This window comes from Photorhabdus tasmaniensis, assembly GCF_011189505.1.
GTDB classification, from domain to species: domain Bacteria; phylum Pseudomonadota; class Gammaproteobacteria; order Enterobacterales; family Enterobacteriaceae; genus Photorhabdus; species Photorhabdus tasmaniensis.
Genome location: NZ_PUJU01000071.1, coordinates 1 through 20,674, shown reverse-complemented (window position 1 = coordinate 20,674; position 20,674 = coordinate 1). Strand labels below are relative to the sequence as shown.

Below are 20,674 nucleotides of genomic sequence, written 5' to 3'. Positions count from 1 at the left end.
CCAGTGAAAAAGCCAGTATTCGGCGCAAACGGAAGATGACCAGTATGAATAGTGCCTATATGGACAAGGTGTTAATAGCAGGATTATGCTCGATGGTTAAACAATGAACACTCACGCTCTCACCCTGGTTATTCCCTTAAGATCAAAATATTTGCGGATTTTATAACTAAGAATCTTTTATCTATTTGAATAAATTATGATAAAAATGGTCTATATTATAAAGATATAAAGCAGAAGTTTGCTTTATGAATTTGGCGTATATATCGTGCGTCAGATAAGTTTATAGAAAAAAAGTTGTATCAAAATGCAGTCAGCCATTCTAAACAACATAAGGAATATCTAACATGTTACTACGTAAATCGTTGTTGGCCCTGTTTGCAACTGCTTCCTTAACTGCTGTAGGTGTCGCTCATGCAGGTCCGCCCGTAACAGTGACATTTAAGCACCTTGGTGCGCCGGGAAGTGCTGATGCTGTTTACACTATTATCACTAATAATGAAGCCGGAACATATGCCAATGCAACACCTAAACCTGATTCAAGTGTAGGACAAGGGGGGATCAATAACTATCAGGTTCAAAGTCCGCTATCTCCTGATGTAAATTACGCAATGGTACGATATAAAATAGGATTTAAGAGCTGTGAATTTATGACCACTTTCGTGAATACATATGTCAATGGCGTTAAAATTCCGAAGTGGAATAAGGGAGCAACACCGAGTGGGGGGGCTGTTTGTAATGCAACTATCACCTCTACTAATCTTTTTACCTACGCATGGTCAGTTGAGTTTACTATGAAATAGTAGGAAGTGAGCCAGATTACGCTATTAGAAATATCTGGCTCATCTTGGCTTTTTATTTCCGGTGGGCTATATAATTATCAAGTGACATGATATGTGAATCTACCTTTAATTTTGTCATTATTAATTAATGTTGAATGTTTGTTTTTATTTAGTTTGATTTTCTTTGGTGTTTCATTGACTAACTATTATTTCTACACTATTTTTAATGTTGTAAAGTGTTTTTATAAGTTTATGGATTATGATAATTGAATATGGATATTAATAAAGTGGTTGAGTTTTTTGGTGTAATATGAATTTCTATATTTATAACTTGATGCTAAATCTAATATTATAAGGGTTAATATATTATGACCGATCAAAATAGTTCTACTGAAATAGTTTCTTCTGAGGAATTTATTTCTGATGTCACTGTATCTTCCATTGAAATTGCTCCAGATATAGCCAGAGACAACGTTCATGTAGTCGTTATTGAAGGCGAAGGGGGTAAGCCACAAAAATTTCTTCTAGATAACTCTGCTGGCGGTTATCAAGGAAATGGTAGTCTCATAACTTTGATTCTTGCACACATTGGTGGGAAAAAAGTCGATATTAGAACTACCGGATATGTATACAAAGGTTATGGATACATCAACGGCGTATTACTTAAGCCAAAAACAGGATCAAGTTCTTAAAAGAATGATAAGTAAGACAATGATATAATAAGAGTTTCTATGAAAAATATTATTCGTTATTATTTGCATTAAAATACTAAGAGCACATCCCATTAGGTTATTTTATTTGCCATTTTAAGCCTGGGCAGTGTTCAAACTATTTGTAAGAATAAGGCCTATTTGGATAAGCAGTAAGTTGAAATTAATTTTAAATAAAACCCTGATGTTCAATCTTCAGGGTTTATATTTATTTGTAGTTACATATACACTAAATTTTAGGAGAAAAATCCCTATAGATGATTTTTTCTTAGCTTTGTTTTTTGGTTGTTAAGTATTATATGAATCTACCTTATACTATTTATTTTGAAATTATATTAACTGGTTTATTCACATGGGCTAATAAAATAGAGCGGGTTTTATTGTCATTTCATGAAATTGCTATCTGAAATTACGTATGCTGATATATGTGGTAACGGTTAAGGAAAGCTAGAAGATTTATGGAAATCTGTTCTCTATTTTGAAGAAATAAATAGGGATTAGCCAAGGTAAAATGATATTAGGTACGCTTATTTAGGCAAGGGAAATAAATGTTAAACTAATCAGTTAGCTATCTGGGAAATTCTTATCTGGTTTTTGTTCCATTGGGAGCGTTAGTGAACTCAAATAGCATAAAAGAGAGATGGTCAATAAAATTATTGACCATTAAGGAAGACAATATCAATAAGACCGTGAGCAAATCGGCTATCACTCACAACTTAAGAAGAACTTTAATTCAGGTAGATTACCGTTCTCTCTGAATCTGGCAGGTGTGGTGTTAAAGTGTTTTTTAAAGATCCGGGTAAATGTTGCTTGAGAACTGAAGCCATACTGTAGAGCAATGTCAAGAATCGGCAGATCTTCTTCACGCAGAGATTTTGCTGCTTCATGCAAACGCCGTTTGCGGACATATTCACCCAGAGTACAGCCTTTCACCTCTTTAAATACCCTTTGCAGATGCCATTTTGAATAACCACTCCTATTAGCAATGGTATCTATTTTTATACCTTCGTTACATTGAAGCTGGGTTTCAAGCCATCTGACAATATCGTTTACTACAGTTTCTGACATTTTCACCTCCCACTAATGGTGGGCTAGTTGCTAAAATATTAGTGTTAATTAGCTATTCCTGTAATGATAATAACGATAGTTATTATTGTGAGTATTTTAAGATAAATCGGAAATATCTATAGGCGAAAAGTGCTATTTATAATTGATTATTACCCTTATTTGTGTAAATTTCCTTTGCTTTAACAACAAGTAGCATCAAATGATCTTCACCAATTTATTTAAAGCAGTATTATCGTGCGTCATTTAATTTAATGGAGGTTGTAATGCAATCGGACGTGACTTTTTTAACTAAAAAACTGGCATTTTTTGTTTTTTATGCTCTGATTTTGTCCATAGTTATCGGCTTACTTTTTATTGATGTTGTCTATTTGCAGAATGCAGTGAAGGAGAGTTCATTAACTGAAATTTCTCAGGAGAGTATACTGTTTGTTATTTCTGCTGCATTTTTTCTGGAAGCAAAAAAGAATAGTCAATTGCGTCCTGCATTAGTCTTGATATCAGGTTTTTTTGCTTGTTTATTGATAAGAGAGTTGGATTCCATATTTGATGAAATATTTCATGGTGCCTGGGCGTGGGTGGCTATTCCGCTGGCGTTGATTTGTATTTTTTACGCTGTTTACTGCGGTCGGGTTACATTGGTTGGGCTTGTTCATTTTGCCCGTCATCAAAGTTACGGCATGATGGTTTCAGGTATCTTGTGTGTGTTGGTTTTTTCCCGTCTGTTTGGTATGGGCGTGTTATGGCAAGGTTTAATGCTGGAAAATTTTGATCGAATTGTAAAAAATATGGCTGAAGAAGGGTGCGAACTTTTGGGTTATTGTTTGTGCTTGATTGCAACTTTCTGGTATCTGCCTGATGCAATAAAATTTCGTAAGTAAAAAGTAAGACAGGCAAATAGCTAAAATAATTTGCCTGTCAGGCTTTTTTTTGTCGTTATTGCCTTAGATAAATCTGAGGCTGTTGAGTCTCAGGATGGCGGGTAATACCAAGATCTGCCTGGTACCATTTTTTTAGAATTTGATCACTCAGTACCTCTTCTGGCGTACCTGCTGCGACCAGCTTTCCTTTATGTAACAGAAAGATTTTATCTGCGTAGAGAGCGGCAAGATTGAGATCATGCAAAACACAGCACATTGCCATCGGTTGTTCCCGTGTCAGCCGGTAAAGCAGACGCAGCGTATGTTGTTGATGATAAAGATCTAAGGCTGATGTTGGTTCATCAAGAAACAAACAACACTCTGTTGGTGCCGGAGACCAGAGCTGCGCAAGGACACGGGCTAATTGTACCCTTTGTTGTTCACCACCAGATAATTGTCGGTAGTCACGGTGGCGTAACTCCTGGCAATCCGTTTGTTCAATGACGGTATCAATGGCTGTTTGTTGATGATGAATGCCATGAGGAGAACGCCCCATAGCAATGACCTCTTCCACACTGAAAGGGAAAGAGAGTGAACTGTACTGACGCATGACGGCCCGGGTTCGGGCCAGCTGTTGAGCCGGCCATTGCTCAATGGGTGTTCCCTGTAAATAACATTGCCCCTGTTCAGGTTTCATATATCCCGTCAGCAGTCGCAGTAATGTGGATTTTCCTGCGCCGTTGGGGCCGATAATGGCGACAACTTCACCTTTATTTACCGAGAGCGAAACATTATCAATAATTTTCCGGTTGCCGATTGAATAACTTAGATTTTGTGCTTGCAGAAAAATATTATTTTTTATGGCTTCCATTATATCTGGCTCCCTGGCTGTTTGAGTATCAGCCATAAAAAGTATGGTCCACCGATCAAACCCGTCATTAAACCTACGGGCATTTCTGCCGGGGAGACCAATGTTCTTGCCAGTGTATCTGCGGTAAGTAGAAGAGAGGCACCACCCAATGCGACACCGGGAAGCAGCCAGCGATGATCGCCACCAAACCGCATCCTGATCAGGTGGGGGACAACCAACCCAATAAATCCAATAACCCCACTTAATGCAACGGCGCTACCAATGAGCAGGGCGCTGAGGAGTAATAACTGGAATTTGGTGCGCTGGACGTTAATGCCGAGATAGTGGGCTTCTTCATCTCCCAATTGCAACAGATTCAGTTTACGGGCCTGACTGAATGTCAGGATGGAAACCGGAATAATCAAGGAAGCGGCAATTGCCAGTGTCGGCCACTCTATTTGGCTGAGTGAACCCATCATCCATAAAGAGAATTGGCGTAGTTGCTGGTCATCACTGATATAACTCAGGACACCAATAGCGGATGCGCAGAGCGCATTGATGGCGATCCCGGCCAGTAATAAACGAGCCAAATTTCCTTGGTTATATTTATTCAGTGAAAAAATCAGTAGTGAAATTAACAGGCTGCCTATAAATGCGGCAATAATATGGCCATATACGGTAATGGCAGATGGCAGGCTGACGGGCAAAATAATCGCCATTGCAACCATCAGCGCCGCTCCACTGCTCATACCCAGTAAGCCGGGATCTGCCAGTGGGTTACGAAACAACCCTTGCATCACCGCACCGGAAGCGGCTAAAGCACAGCCAACCAGCATCGCCAATAATACTCTTGGTAATCTGATGTTCAGCCAGATTTGCCATTGGGGATCACTGATCGAGGATCCCCACAATGTCTTAAAAGATAATGTTAATGCGCCCAGATTGGCGGAGCCAATAGCCAACCCGGACAGTAGCAGACAAAGAAATGCCAAACCCAATCCTGGAGACTTCATACGGCTCATTGGGCCTTCTCCGCCGCCTGTCGTAGTTGTTTCATCACTGTAGGGGTTTCGAGGCCAAAACCAAGCAGGCCCATATCATCGGCAATTAAAATCTGTTGTTTCTGACCGGCCGGGGTATGTTTCAAGCCCGGTAATTGCCAGATTTTATCCAGGCCGCCCATTGATTTAATGCCATCTTCGGTTACTAGCAATAAATCTGGTGCACTGGCAATAACACCCTCTTGCGAAAGGGGACGATAACTGTTAAAGCCTTGCATTGCATTAGTCGCGCCAATAGCACTAATCATTTTGTCGGCTGCGGTTTTTTGCCCGGCTGCCATTGGCATGATACCCCCGTGACTCATCACAAACAGAATACGGGTTGGTAATTTGGTGGTTGGGATGTCTGCCAGTTTTTTCTGATATTGCTTAATCAGTTGTTCGCCGCGTTCAGCTTGATTGACCGCCTTGGCGACGGTCTTGATTTTTTCGGGAACGGCTTCTAACGATGCTTTTCCGGTTATCTGAATAACGTCTACACCAGAATCCTGGAGTTGCTTAAGTGCCAGTGAAGGTTTTGCCAGCTCACTGGTCAGAACCAGTGTCGGATGCATAGAAAGAATGCCTTCAGGATTGAGCAATCTCATATAGCCGACGTCGGGTAAGGCAAGCAATTCTGCTGGTTTCTGACTGGTGCTATCTCTGGCGACAACTTTGTTACCTTCACCAAGTGCAAAAACAATTTCAGATACATCGCCACCAATGGTGACGAGCCGTTCAGTGGAAAAAGTACTGAACGATACCGCAAGGGCGAATGTCAGAAGCCATTTTTTCATGCTATATGCTCTTCCTGTGCTGGTTGCAGTTTTGGCAGAGCAGCCACTTGCTCACGCCACTGAGTTTGTTCAGGAGTGCCTTCTGTACGCTGACCAAACAGTTGAGCAATCTGATTGCCGTTAGCATCGAATAACTCAAGACTGGTGACGAAACCATCAACCGTTGGTTTACGGGTTACCCAGCTTTCAGCGATAGCACTCTCTATTAAATGTAGTGTGAAATTACGATTAAAGATATTAATCCATTTCTGATCTGAGTTTTCTTCCTGATATGGCATCAGGCGTTCCAGCTTGCCGGTGAAAATTTGTACGCAACCACGGTTGCTGACAAAAATCATGATTTCATTCTGATCGCTATAAGCGGCATTAATGAGCTCATTCAGTGCAGAATTTTCTACTCTGTAAGCTAGATCATCCGGTACTGCGTCGAAAATTTGCTGACGGCTCAGGTTATGACGTTTAAGCATAATAAAGAATTGATGAACGTCAGTCATTGCTCGCCATTCTTTATCGAGTTGCACTTTCAGTTCATTGGTTATGGTTGAATAGCTGGTTTCTTCGATAGGTTTGATAACCAGTGCCGGGTTTTCTTCTGTCTGATATTTTTCGATCAGTGTTTCCCAGGCTGCTATATCGGTATTATCCGTGGTGTAAATTTTATGCAGCGCATCACCCTGATGATCAAAAAACTGAATACTGTGGCGCATCCCTTTTTTTGCGGGCTCGACCAGATAAAACACACTGCTCCAGTGATTAAAGAATATCCGCAAATCGAGTTCACGAGGATTCAGGATCAACCCTGCATGGTCGCTGAAACGTGTATTTTCATACCGGCCAATTTGTTCATGGACTGCAAAATCATTGCGGGTAATCGCTTTAGTTTCACCAACAACAGCCAGTTCTTCCAGTAAAGTTGGTGCGTCAATGTCAAGGCGCTTGGCATCTATCCCAACGCGGCTGTGCAGTAACTCACCTTCACTGACATTCAGATAAGCAGCCAGATCGCGGGCATATTTGGCTTTATTATCAGCTTTGGCTTGCAGGTAACGTTCATAAAGTGATGAATTCACAACTTAACTCCTTGAAAATACATTATATTTAATTACCACTGGTAGCTCACCAATAGTTTGGCATTGCGGCCATCCTGCGGTGTTCCCTGTGGTGAGTAGTATTCTTTATCAAAGGCATTGCCCAAAACTGCGGTAGTGGTCACACCTTTTAACATCCCTTCGCCTTGATAGCTAATGTAGAAGTCATTTATGCCATAGCCAGCCTGTTGTTTATCTTGCCCTTTAAAATCAGTATGCTTGGTAAATTGACCTATCCAGCCAACAGAGAAACCGGTTTGTGCAACAGGGATGTCCAGTGTGCTGGTGATGGTATCTGGGCTGAGGTTGTCGAGAGATTTACCACTCTTTTCGTTCTTTCCTTTAGTGCGGTTATAAGCCAGATCCCAAGAAAACAGATTAGATTCATAGTTCATAGAAACATCCCAACCCCATATCTTGGCCTTGGGGACATTAGTGGATGTTGTATTCGTATATATAGGTTGGCCGGTTCTTGACCTGATTATTTCACCTGATTTTGTCCTAAGAGGATTAATGACATCTGACTTAATATAGTCTTTGGCTTTGGTATCAAAATAGCTGGCTTTGAATTTCAGTTCGTCGTTGTCTGCCAGCAGGTTATCGAAACGTAACCCAAAACCCGATTCCCATGTTTCATTGCTTTCTGGGCGAAGGTTAGGGTTAGGGAGCCAGTAGTTAGTGATTGGCCCCATTGAGTAATGTTTGGAATCGTTATACATTTCACCCATTGTCGGTGCACGGAACGCTTGAGCATAAGAGGTAAACAGCATTGACCAATCAGTGGGTGTAATACTGATAGCCCCTTTGGAAGACCATTTATCAGCGCTGACATCCTTATATTTGGAATTTGTCCCTTTATAGTTGTCATAACGGGTACCGGCGATAATAGATACTGGCAGGCCGCGCAGGGTTATTTCATTCTGCACCCAACCGGAAGAAAAGCGGATATTGGCATCAGGGAAGCTATCAGTGTTACCGCCTGGGGTTTGTTTCTGTTGGTAGGTTTCACCACCGTAGGTAAGTTGATGTGCCAATGGGCTGTCTGTCCACAGGCGGGAGCGGTTTTCCAGTTTTACGCCATAGGTTTTCTGCTTGCGGCCTTCGAACCCCTTTTCTTGAGTGCGGGCATCGATAGTCACATCCGAATAATAAAGGTCAGCCTTGGCATTTAACCAATCATATTCTGCCGGGTTTAACTGGTAGCTGAGTTGGGCATCACGTTGAGTTGTCGTCCGATCAGTCCATGAGTCAGATTTTTCATTCTTCCCGATGAGCGTTTGTGGATTTTTAGGTTGGTCAGCTTCATTACGGTAATATCGTAACTGGCTACTCAGGGACTGGTTTTCATCGACTTTCCAGCTGCCTTTCGCTATCAGGTTACTGATAAATTCATCATTATCAGCTGTTAAACCACCACTATGGCGGATATTGCCTGCATCACGGGTACTAAAAGCGAATAAACCATCCAGAGAATCTGTTTTCCCGAAAGTTGCACCACCAAAACCCATGCTGTGGTCACCGGTTGCACCGCGAGCGAAAACGCGAAATCCGTGATCTTGACCCGCTTGCAGCAGGTCTGCGGCATCGACAGTTTGATAAGCGATAACCCCCCCTAAGGCACCGCTGCCGTAGAGCAGGGCAGAGGGACCACGTACAACTTCGACTTGTTTAATTAATGCCGGATCCAAAAATGTACCATTAATATGACCGGTATCTGTGCCCTGACGGATACCGTCAATCAATGTCAAAACACCTTGTGGACCATAGCCACGCAGACTGACATCTTGCCCATTAGCACGGTTTGTACCGGCTATATTAATGCCGGGTATTTTTCTGATAAGATCGCCGGCATTACCGGCTGTCTGACTTTGTGCTGATTTATTATTTATCACCGTCACCATCATGGGTGCTTCGAAACTATCCCTTTCATTACCTGTTGCATAAACAGTTATCACATCGCGGGGTGATTTATTACTATCAGAATCGGACGATTTTGTTGCTGCATACACGGTTGAAAAACTACTAATAACTGCCAGGCTTAATACTGATAGCTTGAGTGTTGATCTTGCTGTTTGAGACATCAGACGAATCTCCATAAGAATATTTTATGATTTATGGATATAGCTGGCTGCCCCGATACGCGATCTGGGTGGCTGGCTGAGTTATTTTTTTATTTAGTCAGTATCAGCTTTCCGGCTTTAGTTTGGCGCAATTGGTAAAGTTCCCCTTGGTGGCGAATTCGGGTAATTCCTGACTCACCTAACAGTTGTTTACTGTCAATGTAACCAATTTGCACGATTTCATCAGGATAAGTATTGCACCGTTCTTCAAGTGCAATGCAGGAATGTTGGTGACATACTTTAGTCATAAATCCACTTAGCGAATACTAACTATTATTATAGTGAGAATCATTATCGTTATATGGAGAGATGACTTCAAGCAATATTTTTGCTGTTCAGAACCAATATATTAGCGTGATTTATTAATCTGCTGTAAGTTAGCCTTTTGTGAATAAAAGGCTAACTCAGAAGCGGGTTCAGAAGCGATAATTAACGGCTTCGGCAAGCGTTTCAATAAGTCGCTCTGTATCTTGCCAGTTCAGACAAGGATCGGTAATAGATTGACCATAATTCAGTGGTTGCCCCTGAATGATTGTTTGGGCACCTTCAATCAGAAAACTTTCAGCCATTACACCGACAATCGCCGCAGAACCATCTTTAATTTGTTGTCCTACCTCTTTCGCAATGTCCAGTTGGCGTTTATGTATTTTCTGACAATTAGCGTGACTGAAATCGATAACTAAGTGCTCTGGTAAATCAAATTCACGTAGTTGATCACAAGCTGCGGCAATATCTCTGGCACTGTAATTAGGTTGTTTGCCACCACGCATAATAATGTGGCCGTATGGGTTGCCTTCGGTTTGATAGATGGTCATTTGACCATGATTATCCGGCGATAGAAATGTGTGACAGACACTGGATGCGCGGATAGCGTCTATAGCGATACGGATATTGCCATCAGTGCCGTTTTTAAAGCCAATCGGGCAGGGGAGGGCTGATGCCATTTCCCGGTGAATCTGACTTTCTGTTGTTCTGGCTCCGATAGCTCCCCAACTAATGAGATCAGCAATATATTGGCCGGTCACCATATCCAGAAACTCGGTTGCTGTAGGTAAACCCAACTCATTGACATCAATCAGTAACTTACGCGCTAAAGTAATACCACGATTAACCTGGCAAGAGCCGTCAAGATCCGGATCTGAAATTAAACCTTTCCAGCCCACGACTGTGCGCGGTTTTTCAAAGTAGGTACGCATAACAATTTCCAGCCTGTGCTGGTATTTTTCACGTAATGTGTTCAGTCGTTGAGCATAATCTAAAGCAGCATCAATATCATGAATAGAGCAAGGACCAACGATAACCATAAGTCGTGGGTCATTCCCGGATAGAATATCTGCAATACGTTTTCGTGACGTTGTCACATTGTTGGCGATTTTTTCAGATACAGGATATTGAATTGCAAGAGCTTGAGGTGTTACCAAACTATCGACGCGGTGAGTCCTTAAACCATCTGTTTTGTACATATATTTTCTCAAAGTTCGTTTTACGCTAGCGGATATACCTGTGGGTAATTGAAATTACAATAAACGAAAATGACTAAATTAAACAAACAATATAGTTAGCTACATCATAAATTTTTTTCAATTATTCATATTGATATATTTCTAAAACATGCGACGGTTCAGTTTCATCGTATCGATTATTTTGGTCGAGATTTCTTCAACAGAATAATTGGTGGTATTAAGATAATTAATCTTATTCTTACGGAATAAAGCTTCAACTTCCGAAATCTCTATTCTGCATTGCCTCAATGATGCATAACGGCTATTTTCTCGGCGTTCTTCCCTGATAGCGGCCAACCGGTCAGGGCTTATAGTTAAACCGAATAACTTATGCTGGAATTGTTTTAATGTTGCAGGTAATTGTAAATTATCCATATCATCTGCGGTAAAAGGATAATTTGCAGCTTGAATACCAAATTGCATGGCTAAATAGAGACTGGTAGGCGTCTTTCCGCAACGAGACACACCCAGTAGAATAACCTGCGCCTGGTCAAGATTACGTAAAGAGATACCATCATCGTGTGCCAGGGCATAGTCAATCGCTGCTATGCGCGCGTCATACTGACTGAGATTCTTTGCGGTCAGACCGTGAGTACGGTTAAGTTCAGGTTTGGGTTCCAGTCCGGTCTCTTTTTGTAATGGAGCTACCAGTGTTTGGACAATGTCCTGACAGAAACCTTCACTGCTGGTGATAATATTTTTCACTCCAGAAGAGATAATGGAATAGAAAACCAAAGGTCTTATACTCGTATCTTGATATATTTGATTTATTTGTTGCTTTATTTCTTTTGCCCGAGTTTCACTGGCGACAAAAGGGAGGGTATATGAGGTTACTTTGATGGGAAATTGTGATAATACAGCATGGCCCAATACTTCTGCGGTAATTGCTGTTCCATCAGAAATAAAGAAAACGGTGCGTTCAACACTACTCTCAACACTATTACTTTCTGCTGATATGTCTAATCTGTATTTTGTCATGATATTTATAGTGGTCTTCTATCTTTCCAGTCGTTGAGTTAAATGAGACCGGGCATCAATTTTCTGCAAAGTATACCTGAGAAAAAAATAATGTGTTGGGTTGATCGATTCACCTTTCTATGTGTGTCAAAACATTGTGTTAGTCTGTTTATGACTGCTGAAAATGCAGTGCCAATTTTCCGACTTGTACCTCACGAATGTTAAAAGGATTGTTTTAATGCCTAACAATAACCTCCCCCCGTGTAATGTGCTTTGGTATAACCAATTAGGTATGCATGATGTTGACCGGGTTGGTGGTAAAAACGCCTCCCTGGGAGAAATGATCACTAACCTGTCAGTATTGGGGGTTGCTGTCCCGAATGGTTTCGCGACCACCGCACAGGCATTTAATGATTTCCTGGAGCAAAGTGGTGTCAATCAGCGTATTTATCGCTTGCTGGATGAAACTGATGTTGATGATGTGAATCAACTGGCCAAAGCGGGCGCACAAATTCGTCGATGGGTGATTGATACGCCATGGACGCCGCAATTGGAAAAAGATATTCAGGCGGCTTATCAACAGTTGTCTGAAGGGCAGCCGGAAGCCTCTTTTGCTGTGCGTTCTTCGGCAACGGCTGAAGATATGCCGGATGCTTCTTTTGCCGGGCAGCAGGAAACTTTTCTGAACGTACAAGGCATTGATGCGGTGATGATTGCCATCAAGCATGTGTTTGCTTCACTGTTTAATGACCGGGCTATTTCTTATCGTGCCCATCAGGGATATGACCATCGGGGGGTTGCGTTATCAGCGGGTGTACAGCGTATGGTGCGTTCTGATCTCGCCTCTTCCGGTGTGATGTTCACTATTGATACTGAATCAGGATTTGATCAGGTTGTCTTTATTACTTCTGCTTACGGATTGGGTGAGATGGTTGTTCAGGGGGCAGTGAACCCGGATGAATTCTATGTTCATAAGCCAACGCTGAATAGGGGGAAACCCGCCATTGTTCGCCGCAATTTGGGCTCTAAAAAACTGCATATGATCTACTCTGATAATAAAGAGCATGGTAAGCAGGTACGCATCGAAGATGTGCCAGAAGCACAACGCAATCGTTTCTCTTTAGTTGATGAAGAAGTTGAAGAGTTAGCTCGTCAGGCGTTGTTGATTGAAAAACATTATGGCCGGCCGATGGATATTGAATGGGCCAAAGATGGTCATAATGGCAAGTTATATATTGTTCAGGCGCGTCCTGAGACTGTCCGCTCAAACCAACAGGTTATGGAACGCTATCAACTGAATGAACAAGGTCAGGTATTGGTGGAAGGGCGCGCCATAGGTCATCGTATTGGTGCGGGTGTAGTAAAAGTTATTCATAACTTAAATGAAATGGATCGTATCCAGCCGGGTGATGTGCTGGTCACTGATATGACCGATCCGGATTGGGAGCCGATTATGAAAAAGGCGGCTGCAATCGTCACTAATCGTGGCGGACGGACTTGTCACGCCGCGATTATTGCCCGTGAATTGGGCATTCCCGCAGTTGTTGGATGTGGTGATGCAACGGAACGTTTGCAAGAAAATCAACCCGTGACGGTTTCTTGTGCGGAAGGCGATACAGGTTTTGTTTATCAAAATCAGCTGGATTTCGTTGTACAAAGTTCTCAGGTCGATCAATTACCAGAGCTTGATGTGAAAATTATGCTAAATGTGGGTAATCCTGACCGCGCATTTGATTTTGCCTGCTTACCAAATGAAGGTGTTGGTCTTGCCCGTTTGGAATTTATTATTAACCGAATGATTGGCGTTCATCCTCGCGCATTGCTGGAATTTGATCAGCAAACGCCGGAATTGCAGCAAGAGATAAAATCTCTGATGTTGGGTTATGATAATCCGGTTGAGTTCTATGTTGGACGCCTGACAGAAGGGATCGCAACGCTGGCGGCTGCGTTCTGGCCGAAGCGGGTTATTGTTCGCCTGTCTGACTTTAAATCTAATGAGTATGCCAATCTGGTTGGTGGTGACATTTACGAACCTGATGAAGAGAACCCGATGTTGGGTTTCCGTGGTGCAGGGCGTTATATCTCTGACAGTTTCCGCAGTTGTTTTGCATTGGAGTGTGAAGCGGTTAAGCGTGTACGTAATGATATGGGGCTGACCAACGTCGAAATTATGATCCCGTTCGTGCGTACTGTCGCTCAGGCTGAGGCAGTTATTGCTGAATTGGCGTCACAAGGGTTGAAGCGTGGTGAGAACGGGTTGAAAGTCATTATGATGTGTGAGATTCCGTCCAACGCAATTCTGGCGGAACAGTTCCTTGAACACTTTGATGGCTTTTCTATTGGTTCTAATGATATGACTCAACTTACTCTTGGTTTGGACCGGGATTCCGGCGTGGTGTCTGAGTTATTTGATGAACGCAATGATGCGGTCAAAGCGATGCTCTCATTAGCTATCCAGGCGGCCAAGCGTCAAAACAAATATGTGGGAATTTGTGGGCAGGGGCCTTCAGACCATCAGGATTTCGCTCATTGGTTGATGGAAGAGGGAATTGATAGCTTGTCATTGAACCCAGATACCGTGGTGAAAACTTGGCTGGGATTAGCGAAAGAGAGTTAACTGAGAATAATCCGCAATTGAAACTAAAGGCCCGTCAGAATAAATGGCGGGTTTTTTAATGGATAAAGTAACTGATGACAATGCCACAGAATAAGGATAAAAATAGTGAAAAAAAAAGCCTACCATGGGCGTGATAGGCAAGGACTACACACAGCAATATACGCGTTTCTAATAAATAGAACCATCAAAAGGAGAAATAAACGTCTCGTTTACAGCCCGCTTATATTAATTTAGTTAAATAGTTTATTCATTAAGAATTGTCCTAATTTACGAATTATTTATGGCTATAAAAAACCAAATTTAACCATTTTTTAACATTATGATCACAATAATTATATCTAGCAAATAAAAACAAATGAGTATTTCAAATGAATGATTAGTTTTTAAAATTATGGCTTAGCGAAAGAGTTAACCCTCTTTCGCTATGTGAGACAGAATTAATTATCATACAAATTATTCTGAAAATTCTTTTTCCAGATATTTTTCAGTTTCGGCTAAATCATTTTCAGGTGCTGGGACTTCGTTCATCCAGGCAATTAATAAACGATAAGCAACGGCTAATACAACCGGCCCGATAAATAAGCCAATCATGCCAAATGAGAGTATTCCGCCAATAACGCCGGTTAATATCAGGGCCATCGGTAAATCAGCGCCTAAACGGATTAAAAATGGACGAAGAAATCCATCCATTGTTGTCACTATACAGCTCCAGACCAATAGCACGGTGCCCCAGGTTGTATCACCTGTCCAGTAAAGCCAGGTGACAGCAGGCACTAAAATCAACAATGGACCAAGCTGGGCAACGCAACAGACAAACATAAGTACTGTCAGTAACGTAGCATAAGGGATCCCCGAAACAGCCAGGCCAAGACCCCCGATAATGGCTTGAACCAACGCAGTAACGACGACGCCGAGTGCGACAGCGCGGATGGATTGTGCTGCCAGCAGGATGGCGGCATCTCCGCGTTTATCTGCCAGGCGAACGGCAAAATGGCGAATACTCATCGTCACCTGTTCGCCTTTCAGATATAGGAGCACGCTAAATAGCACCATCAAGCCAAGATGGAAAACGAAGCGTCCGGCATTGGCCGCCTGAGTAAAGAACCAGGTTGCCGCCTCTCCGACATAGGGCTGGACTTTAGCAATCAGCACATTTCCACCATCAGTAATCAATGAGTTCCAGCCGCTGTAAAGTTTATCGCCAACCAGCGGAATGCTGTCAAGCCAAGTCATTGCCGGCATTTGAAAATTAGCCGGGGATTTAGCCCACTCGATTAATGGCCCGCTGTTTTCCAATAAGCTACTAACCAGTAATGCGATGGGGATCACAAACAACAGAATTAATAATAACGTCATGATGGAAACTGCAATCCACCGTTTACCCCATAAACTGTTTTGTATTTTTTCCAGTAAAGGCCAGGTGGCGATAACCACCATTCCTGCCCAGACAAAACCAAGGATAAACGGTTTCATCACCCAGAAACTGGTAACAATTAAGAGTGAAAGAAAAATTAAAGTAAACAATAGCTTTGGTAGATCATAATACGGTTGAGATTTGTCCATGAGTTAATTTCTCTAAGGAATTTAGTGGCGCTAAAGATAATGAATAAATAGGATGTTATCTACAGGTTACTCAAAATAGGTGAATATTATGATAAGGTAACCGCTTGCCTTCTCAGACAAGTCAGTTAACGGTGGTTAATGATTACGGCTGACTCGGGCATCAATTCAAAGATAGTATAAATGAAGCAATGTGGACACTCATTTTAAAAGGGTCAAAACGATAATGATCCCACGCATATTACAAGCACCTCACGTGAGTGAGGTGGCACAGGAATTTTTGGATACACTCAAGGAACAAGGATTTACCGGAGATACCGCAAGCAGCTATGCCGATCGCCTGACGATGGCGACAGATAACAGTATCTATCAACTCTTACCGCAGGCTGTCGTTTTCCCTCGATCCGGCGCAGATGTGGTTTTACTGGCCCGTGTCGCCGGCGAAAAAAAATATCAGAATTTGACATTCACCCCGCGCGGAGGCGGTACTGGCACAAACGGCCAGGCCCTTAATGAGGGTATCGTGGTGGATATGTCCCGCTATATGAATCGTATCCTTGAGATTAATCCGGAGCAGGGATGGGTCAGAGTTGAAGCGGGCGTAATTAAAGATCAACTGAACCAATATTTGCGCCCATATGGTTATTTCTTTTCACCTGAGCTTTCAACCAGTAACCGTGCAACATTGGGCGGAATGATTAATACCGATGCTTCCGGTCAGGGTTCACTGGTCTATGGTAAAACATCCGATCATGTTCTTGGTTTACGGGCAGTCTTATTAGGTGGCGAATTACTTGATACCCGCTCAATGGACATAGCACAGGCGGAATCAATGGCTCAGGAAGATTCTGCTACAGGCCGTATCTATAATACGGTACTTAATCGCTGCCGTGAGCGGCGTGAACTTATCGTTGAAAAATTCCCCAAACTCAATCGCTTTCTGACAGGTTATGATTTGCGTCATGTTTTCAGTGACGATATGCAGAAGTTTGACTTGGGTCGTATATTGACTGGTTCAGAAGGAACGCTGGCTTTTATTACCGAAGCGGTTCTGAATATTACACCATTGCCGAAAGTCAGGCGGTTGGTGAACGTAAAATATGATTCATTTGATTCAGCACTGCGTAACGCGCCTTTTATGGTGAATGCAAAAGCGCTATCTGTTGAAACCGTGGATTCAAAAGTTCTGAATTTAGCGCGTGAGGATATTGTCTGGCATTCAGTGAAAGAATTGATCACCGATATTCCTGGCAAGGATATGCAGGGGTTGAATATTGTTGAATTCAGTGGTGATGATCAACAATTGATAGACCAGCAGGTAGACATGCTTTGTCAGCGCCTTGATGAACTGATCGAAGGTCATCAGGGCGTTATTGGCTACCAGATTTGCCGGGAGCTGGCTGATATTGAGCGTATTTATGCAATGCGCAAGAAATCGGTTGGATTACTGGGTAACAGTAAAGGTGTGGCGAAACCGATCCCATTTGTGGAAGATACGTGTGTGCCTCCACAGCATCTTGCTGATTATATTGTGGAATTCCGCCAGCTACTGGATAGCCATCAGCTGAATTATGGTATGTTTGGTCATGTCGATGCCGGTGTGTTGCACGTTCGGCCAGCACTGGATATGTGCGATCCGCAGCAAGAGATACTGATGAAACAAATTTCTGATGAAATTGTCAGTCTCACCGCTCGTTATGGCGGTTTGTTGTGGGGAGAACATGGTAAAGGTTTTCGTGCTGAATATAGTCCGGAATTTTTCGGTAGCATCTTGTATGAGGAGTTGCGCCGAATTAAGGCGGCCTTTGACCCGGATAACCGCTTGAATCCGGGTAAAATCTGCCCACCGATTGGTGTTGATGCACCGATGATGAAAGTTGATGCCGTCAAGCGGGGGACTTATGACCGGACAATTCCGGTCAATGTAAGAAATACATTCCGTGGTGCGATGGAATGTAATGGTAATGGGTTGTGTTTTAATTTCGATGTGAAAAGCCCGATGTGCCCGTCAATGAAAATTAGCCGGCAGCGTATCCATTCACCGAAAGGCAGGGCGACATTAGTGCGTGAATGGCTTCGGCTTTTGACCGAACAGGGTATGGATCCGCAACTGTTGAAGCAGGGATTGGAACAAAAACGGCCAAGCTTGCGTGGTTTGATTGAAAAGACGCGTAATAGTTGGCAAGCATGGCGTGGAGAGTATGACTTCTCCCATGAAGTAAAAGAGGCAATGTCGGGTTGTCTGGCATGTAAAGCTTGTTCAACCCAGTGTCCGATCAAAATTGATGTGCCGTCATTCCGTGCCCGTTTTCTTGAGTTATATCACGGACGTTATCTCCGTCCCTTGCGTGATTATATTGTGGCAGGTGCAGAAAGTAGTACGCCATTAATGGCTAAAGCGCCGCGGGCATTTAATTTTTTCCTGAAACAGTCGTGGGTACAGGAATTGAGCCGCCGAACTATCGGGATGGTGGATCTGCCCTTGTTATCCAGCCCGACACTGCACCAACAGCTTGCTGGTCATTACGCGCTTTCTACTACACTGGAACAGCTTGAAAAAATGGATCAGGCTCATCGTAACGGATATGTGTTGATTGTTCAGGATCCGTTCACCAGTTATTACGATGCGAAAGTGGTGGTTGATTTTGCCTGTCTGGTGGAAAAAGTGGGATATAAGCCGGTATTGCTGCCATTTTCCCCTAACGGTAAGGCCCAACATATCAAAGGATTCTTATCTCGCTTTGCTAAAACGGCCCAAAAAACGTCAGATTTTCTCAGCCGGGTATTTGAGCTGGGCATTCCTATGGTCGGTGTCGATCCTGCATTGGTATTGTGCTATCGAGATGAATATAAAGAAATTCTCGGTGAGCAGCGCGGTAAGTTTGAGGTTCAGCTTGTTCATGAATGGCTGATCAACATCTTGCCGGAGAAAAAGGATAATCAGGTCGTGTCCGGTGACAAATGGTATCTATTCGGACATTGTACGGAAGTGACTATGCTACCAGGCAGTAGTCAACAGTGGGAAAAAATTTTCCAGCGGGTGGGTAGTAAGCTAGATAATATCAGTGTAGGCTGCTGTGGAATGGCTGGAACATATGGTCATGAAAACAAAAACATAAAACACTCTATTGGTATCTATCAATTATCCTGGCAACCTGCCTTGCAGAAATTACCTCTGGAGCGTTGCCTGAGTTCTGGTTATTCCTGCCGCAGTCAGGTTAAGCGGGTAGAAGGGCAAGTACTTAAGCATCCGTTGCAAGCTTTATTGGAGATAATCCCATGATTTGGAAACGTGATATTGGACTGGATAGCCTGAATCAAGTAAATAGCCAGTGTATGATGGGCCATCTGGGCATAAAAATCACGCATATCGGTGATGATTTTATTGAAGGCACAATGCCGGTTGATCATCGTACCCGTCAGCCGTTTGGTTTATTACATGGTGGGGCATCTGTTGTACTGGCAGAATCACTCGGTTCTTTGGCTGGGTATCTCTGTTCCGAAGGTGAGAAAAAAGTTGTTGGGCTGGAAATCAATGCCAACCATATCCGGTCTGTTCGCAGTGGTGAAGTTAAAGGGGTGTGTAAGCCCCTGCATATTGGCCGCAATCACCAAGTATGGCGAATCGATATTTTTGATGAACGTCAACACTTGTGTTGCACCTCACGGTTAACTACGTCAATTTTGCCTGGATAAAATAAAAGTAGGTTATTTTATGGAAAATAACCTACTCATTAAGTGAAAAAGTTATTTTTTTTATGTATTAAATTTAGTTGCGATAGTCTTCCTGATTATAGATTTTATCGATATTTTTATAATATCATTTTTATGTGATCTGTTTATATATCTGATGAATTTAAATGTCGAATAGAATGGATATGGTGAATTATATTAAGGGGATTAATATCGGAATAAATAAAAAATTCCTTTTATTCAAATCTATAAAATTCGGGATATATTAATTTCAGCCGTAAATCACAAGCCAGGAATGGCTTATTGTAAATAAACTCAGAAATATAATGTAATATATAGATATATGTATTTTGCTTTGGTATATTCTGGGCGGGCGCTTGAGACTATCTGTCTCTGGCGCGCTGGAGTGGATAGAAGAAAGCCCCAAATGATCTTTCAATCAATTTGAGGCCAGTTCTTATGCTCTACAACATAAGATTAGCCTCTTACACGCCGAAAGGCAAGGAGACGCTAACTATGAAACAGCAAAAAGCGGTACTTATCGTTATTATCGTTATTTGTATTGCCGCTTTAGCGGCTGTGCTGGTTACGAGGAAAGATCTCTGTGAGGTTCGCATCCGAAGCGGCCAAACGGAGGTTGCTGTTTTCATGGATTACGAACCCAGGTAAGAGCAACGGCGGGGAGCAATCCCCGCCATCGCTTGTTGTTGAGCATGGCTCTCAAGCGCCCGATCACCAACTATTAATGGCTATCCCGTCATTTGATTCATATTTTTATAATATCATTGCTTATGTGATCTGTTTATATATCTGATGAATTTAAATATCGAGTTATATCAAAGAAATTAATATCTAAATAAATAAAAACTTCCTTTTATTCAAATCTATAAAATCCGGTGTATATTAATTTCAGCAGTAAATCACAAGCCAGGAATGGCTTACGGTAAATAAACTCAGAAATATAATGTAATATATAGATATATGTATTTTGCTTTGGTATATTCTGGGCGGGCGCTTGAGACTATCTGTCTCTGGC

Annotated in this window: 17 protein-coding genes; 7 read left to right on the top strand and 10 right to left on the bottom strand. The window is 42.4% G+C overall.

Annotated features, from left to right (window positions below):
• Positions 1-344 precede the first annotated feature (344 nt).
• A complete protein-coding gene (locus C5471_RS21250) occupies positions 345-800 on the top strand; it encodes a hypothetical protein (RefSeq protein WP_133812800.1) in 456 nt (151 codons plus the stop codon).
• Positions 801-1,147: 347 nt separating this feature from the next.
• Positions 1,148-1,471 (top strand): hypothetical protein, encoded by a 324-nt coding sequence (locus C5471_RS21245; RefSeq protein ID WP_133812801.1) that lies wholly within the window; start codon positions 1,148-1,150, stop codon positions 1,469-1,471.
• A 723-nt stretch (positions 1,472-2,194) separates the two neighbouring features.
• Here C5471_RS21245 and C5471_RS21240 read toward each other — a convergent pair.
• Entirely contained in the window at positions 2,195-2,557 is a 363-nt protein-coding gene (locus tag C5471_RS21240; RefSeq protein WP_133812802.1) for a helix-turn-helix domain-containing protein, read from the bottom strand.
• Positions 2,558-2,820: 263 nt separating this feature from the next.
• On the opposite strand from C5471_RS21240, the gene C5471_RS21235 reads away from it, so the two are divergent.
• Positions 2,821-3,435 (top strand): hypothetical protein, encoded by a 615-nt coding sequence (locus C5471_RS21235; RefSeq protein ID WP_133812803.1) that lies wholly within the window; start codon positions 2,821-2,823, stop codon positions 3,433-3,435.
• A gap of 55 nt (positions 3,436-3,490) precedes the next feature.
• Here the strand turns inward: C5471_RS21235 and C5471_RS21230 are convergent, their stop codons facing one another.
• The 8 genes from C5471_RS21230 to ppsR all read right to left on the bottom strand — a co-directional run bounded on the left by C5471_RS21230 (position 3,491) and on the right by ppsR (position 11,789).
• On the bottom strand, positions 3,491-4,285 hold the full coding sequence (locus C5471_RS21230; RefSeq protein WP_133812804.1) for a heme ABC transporter ATP-binding protein: 795 nt from the start codon (positions 4,283-4,285) through the stop codon (positions 3,491-3,493).
• On the bottom strand, positions 4,285-5,286 hold the full coding sequence (locus C5471_RS21225) for a FecCD family ABC transporter permease (protein WP_133812805.1): 1,002 nt from the start codon (positions 5,284-5,286) through the stop codon (positions 4,285-4,287). Before C5471_RS21225 ends, C5471_RS21230 begins: the two co-directional genes overlap by 1 nt.
• Complete coding sequence (locus C5471_RS21220; protein WP_133812806.1) at positions 5,283-6,101, bottom strand: heme/hemin ABC transporter substrate-binding protein; 819 nt, start codon at positions 6,099-6,101, stop codon at positions 5,283-5,285. The genes C5471_RS21225 and C5471_RS21220 overlap by 4 nt, the downstream gene beginning before the upstream one ends.
• Positions 6,098-7,171, bottom strand: a complete 1,074-nt coding sequence (locus tag C5471_RS21215) for a ChuX/HutX family heme-like substrate-binding protein (RefSeq protein ID WP_133812807.1) — start codon at positions 7,169-7,171, stop codon at positions 6,098-6,100. The genes C5471_RS21220 and C5471_RS21215 overlap by 4 nt, the downstream gene beginning before the upstream one ends.
• Positions 7,172-7,203: 32 nt before the next feature.
• Positions 7,204-9,270, bottom strand: a complete 2,067-nt coding sequence (locus C5471_RS21210) for a TonB-dependent hemoglobin/transferrin/lactoferrin family receptor (RefSeq protein ID WP_133812808.1) — start codon at positions 9,268-9,270, stop codon at positions 7,204-7,206.
• A gap of 89 nt (positions 9,271-9,359) precedes the next feature.
• Entirely contained in the window at positions 9,360-9,557 is a 198-nt protein-coding gene (gene hemP, locus C5471_RS21205) for a hemin uptake protein HemP (protein WP_046976020.1), read from the bottom strand.
• A gap of 168 nt (positions 9,558-9,725) precedes the next feature.
• Entirely contained in the window at positions 9,726-10,772 is a 1,047-nt protein-coding gene (locus tag C5471_RS21200) for a 3-deoxy-7-phosphoheptulonate synthase (RefSeq protein ID WP_133812809.1), read from the bottom strand.
• A gap of 141 nt (positions 10,773-10,913) precedes the next feature.
• Complete coding sequence (gene ppsR / locus C5471_RS21195) at positions 10,914-11,789, bottom strand: posphoenolpyruvate synthetase regulatory kinase/phosphorylase PpsR (protein ID WP_133812810.1); 876 nt, start codon at positions 11,787-11,789, stop codon at positions 10,914-10,916.
• A 217-nt stretch (positions 11,790-12,006) separates the two neighbouring features.
• Here ppsR and ppsA point away from each other — a divergent pair, with 217 nt between their 5' ends.
• The gene (ppsA, locus tag C5471_RS21190; protein WP_133812811.1) at positions 12,007-14,385 is read left to right on the top strand and encodes a phosphoenolpyruvate synthase; all 2,379 of its coding nucleotides are present in this window, start codon (positions 12,007-12,009) and stop codon (positions 14,383-14,385) included.
• 453 nt (positions 14,386-14,838) lie between these two features.
• Here ppsA and ydiK read toward each other — a convergent pair whose 3' ends face one another.
• Positions 14,839-15,948: an AI-2E family transporter YdiK gene (ydiK, locus tag C5471_RS21185; protein WP_133812812.1), complete on the bottom strand. Its 1,110-nt coding sequence runs from the start codon at positions 15,946-15,948 to the stop codon at positions 14,839-14,841.
• A 223-nt stretch (positions 15,949-16,171) separates the two neighbouring features.
• Here ydiK and ydiJ point away from each other — a divergent pair, with 223 nt between their 5' ends.
• The 3 genes from ydiJ (at position 16,172) to C5471_RS21170 (ending at position 20,307) form a co-directional block, all read left to right on the top strand.
• Positions 16,172-19,228 (top strand): D-2-hydroxyglutarate dehydrogenase YdiJ, encoded by a 3,057-nt coding sequence (gene ydiJ, locus C5471_RS21180; RefSeq protein ID WP_133812813.1) that lies wholly within the window; start codon positions 16,172-16,174, stop codon positions 19,226-19,228.
• Complete coding sequence (gene menI, locus C5471_RS21175; RefSeq protein ID WP_133812814.1) at positions 19,225-19,641, top strand: 1,4-dihydroxy-2-naphthoyl-CoA hydrolase; 417 nt, start codon at positions 19,225-19,227, stop codon at positions 19,639-19,641. The genes ydiJ and menI overlap by 4 nt, the downstream gene beginning before the upstream one ends.
• A 513-nt stretch (positions 19,642-20,154) precedes the next feature.
• Positions 20,155-20,307 (top strand): Hok/Gef family protein, encoded by a 153-nt coding sequence (locus C5471_RS21170; RefSeq protein ID WP_133812815.1) that lies wholly within the window; start codon positions 20,155-20,157, stop codon positions 20,305-20,307.
• Positions 20,308-20,674: the final 367 nt, after the last annotated feature.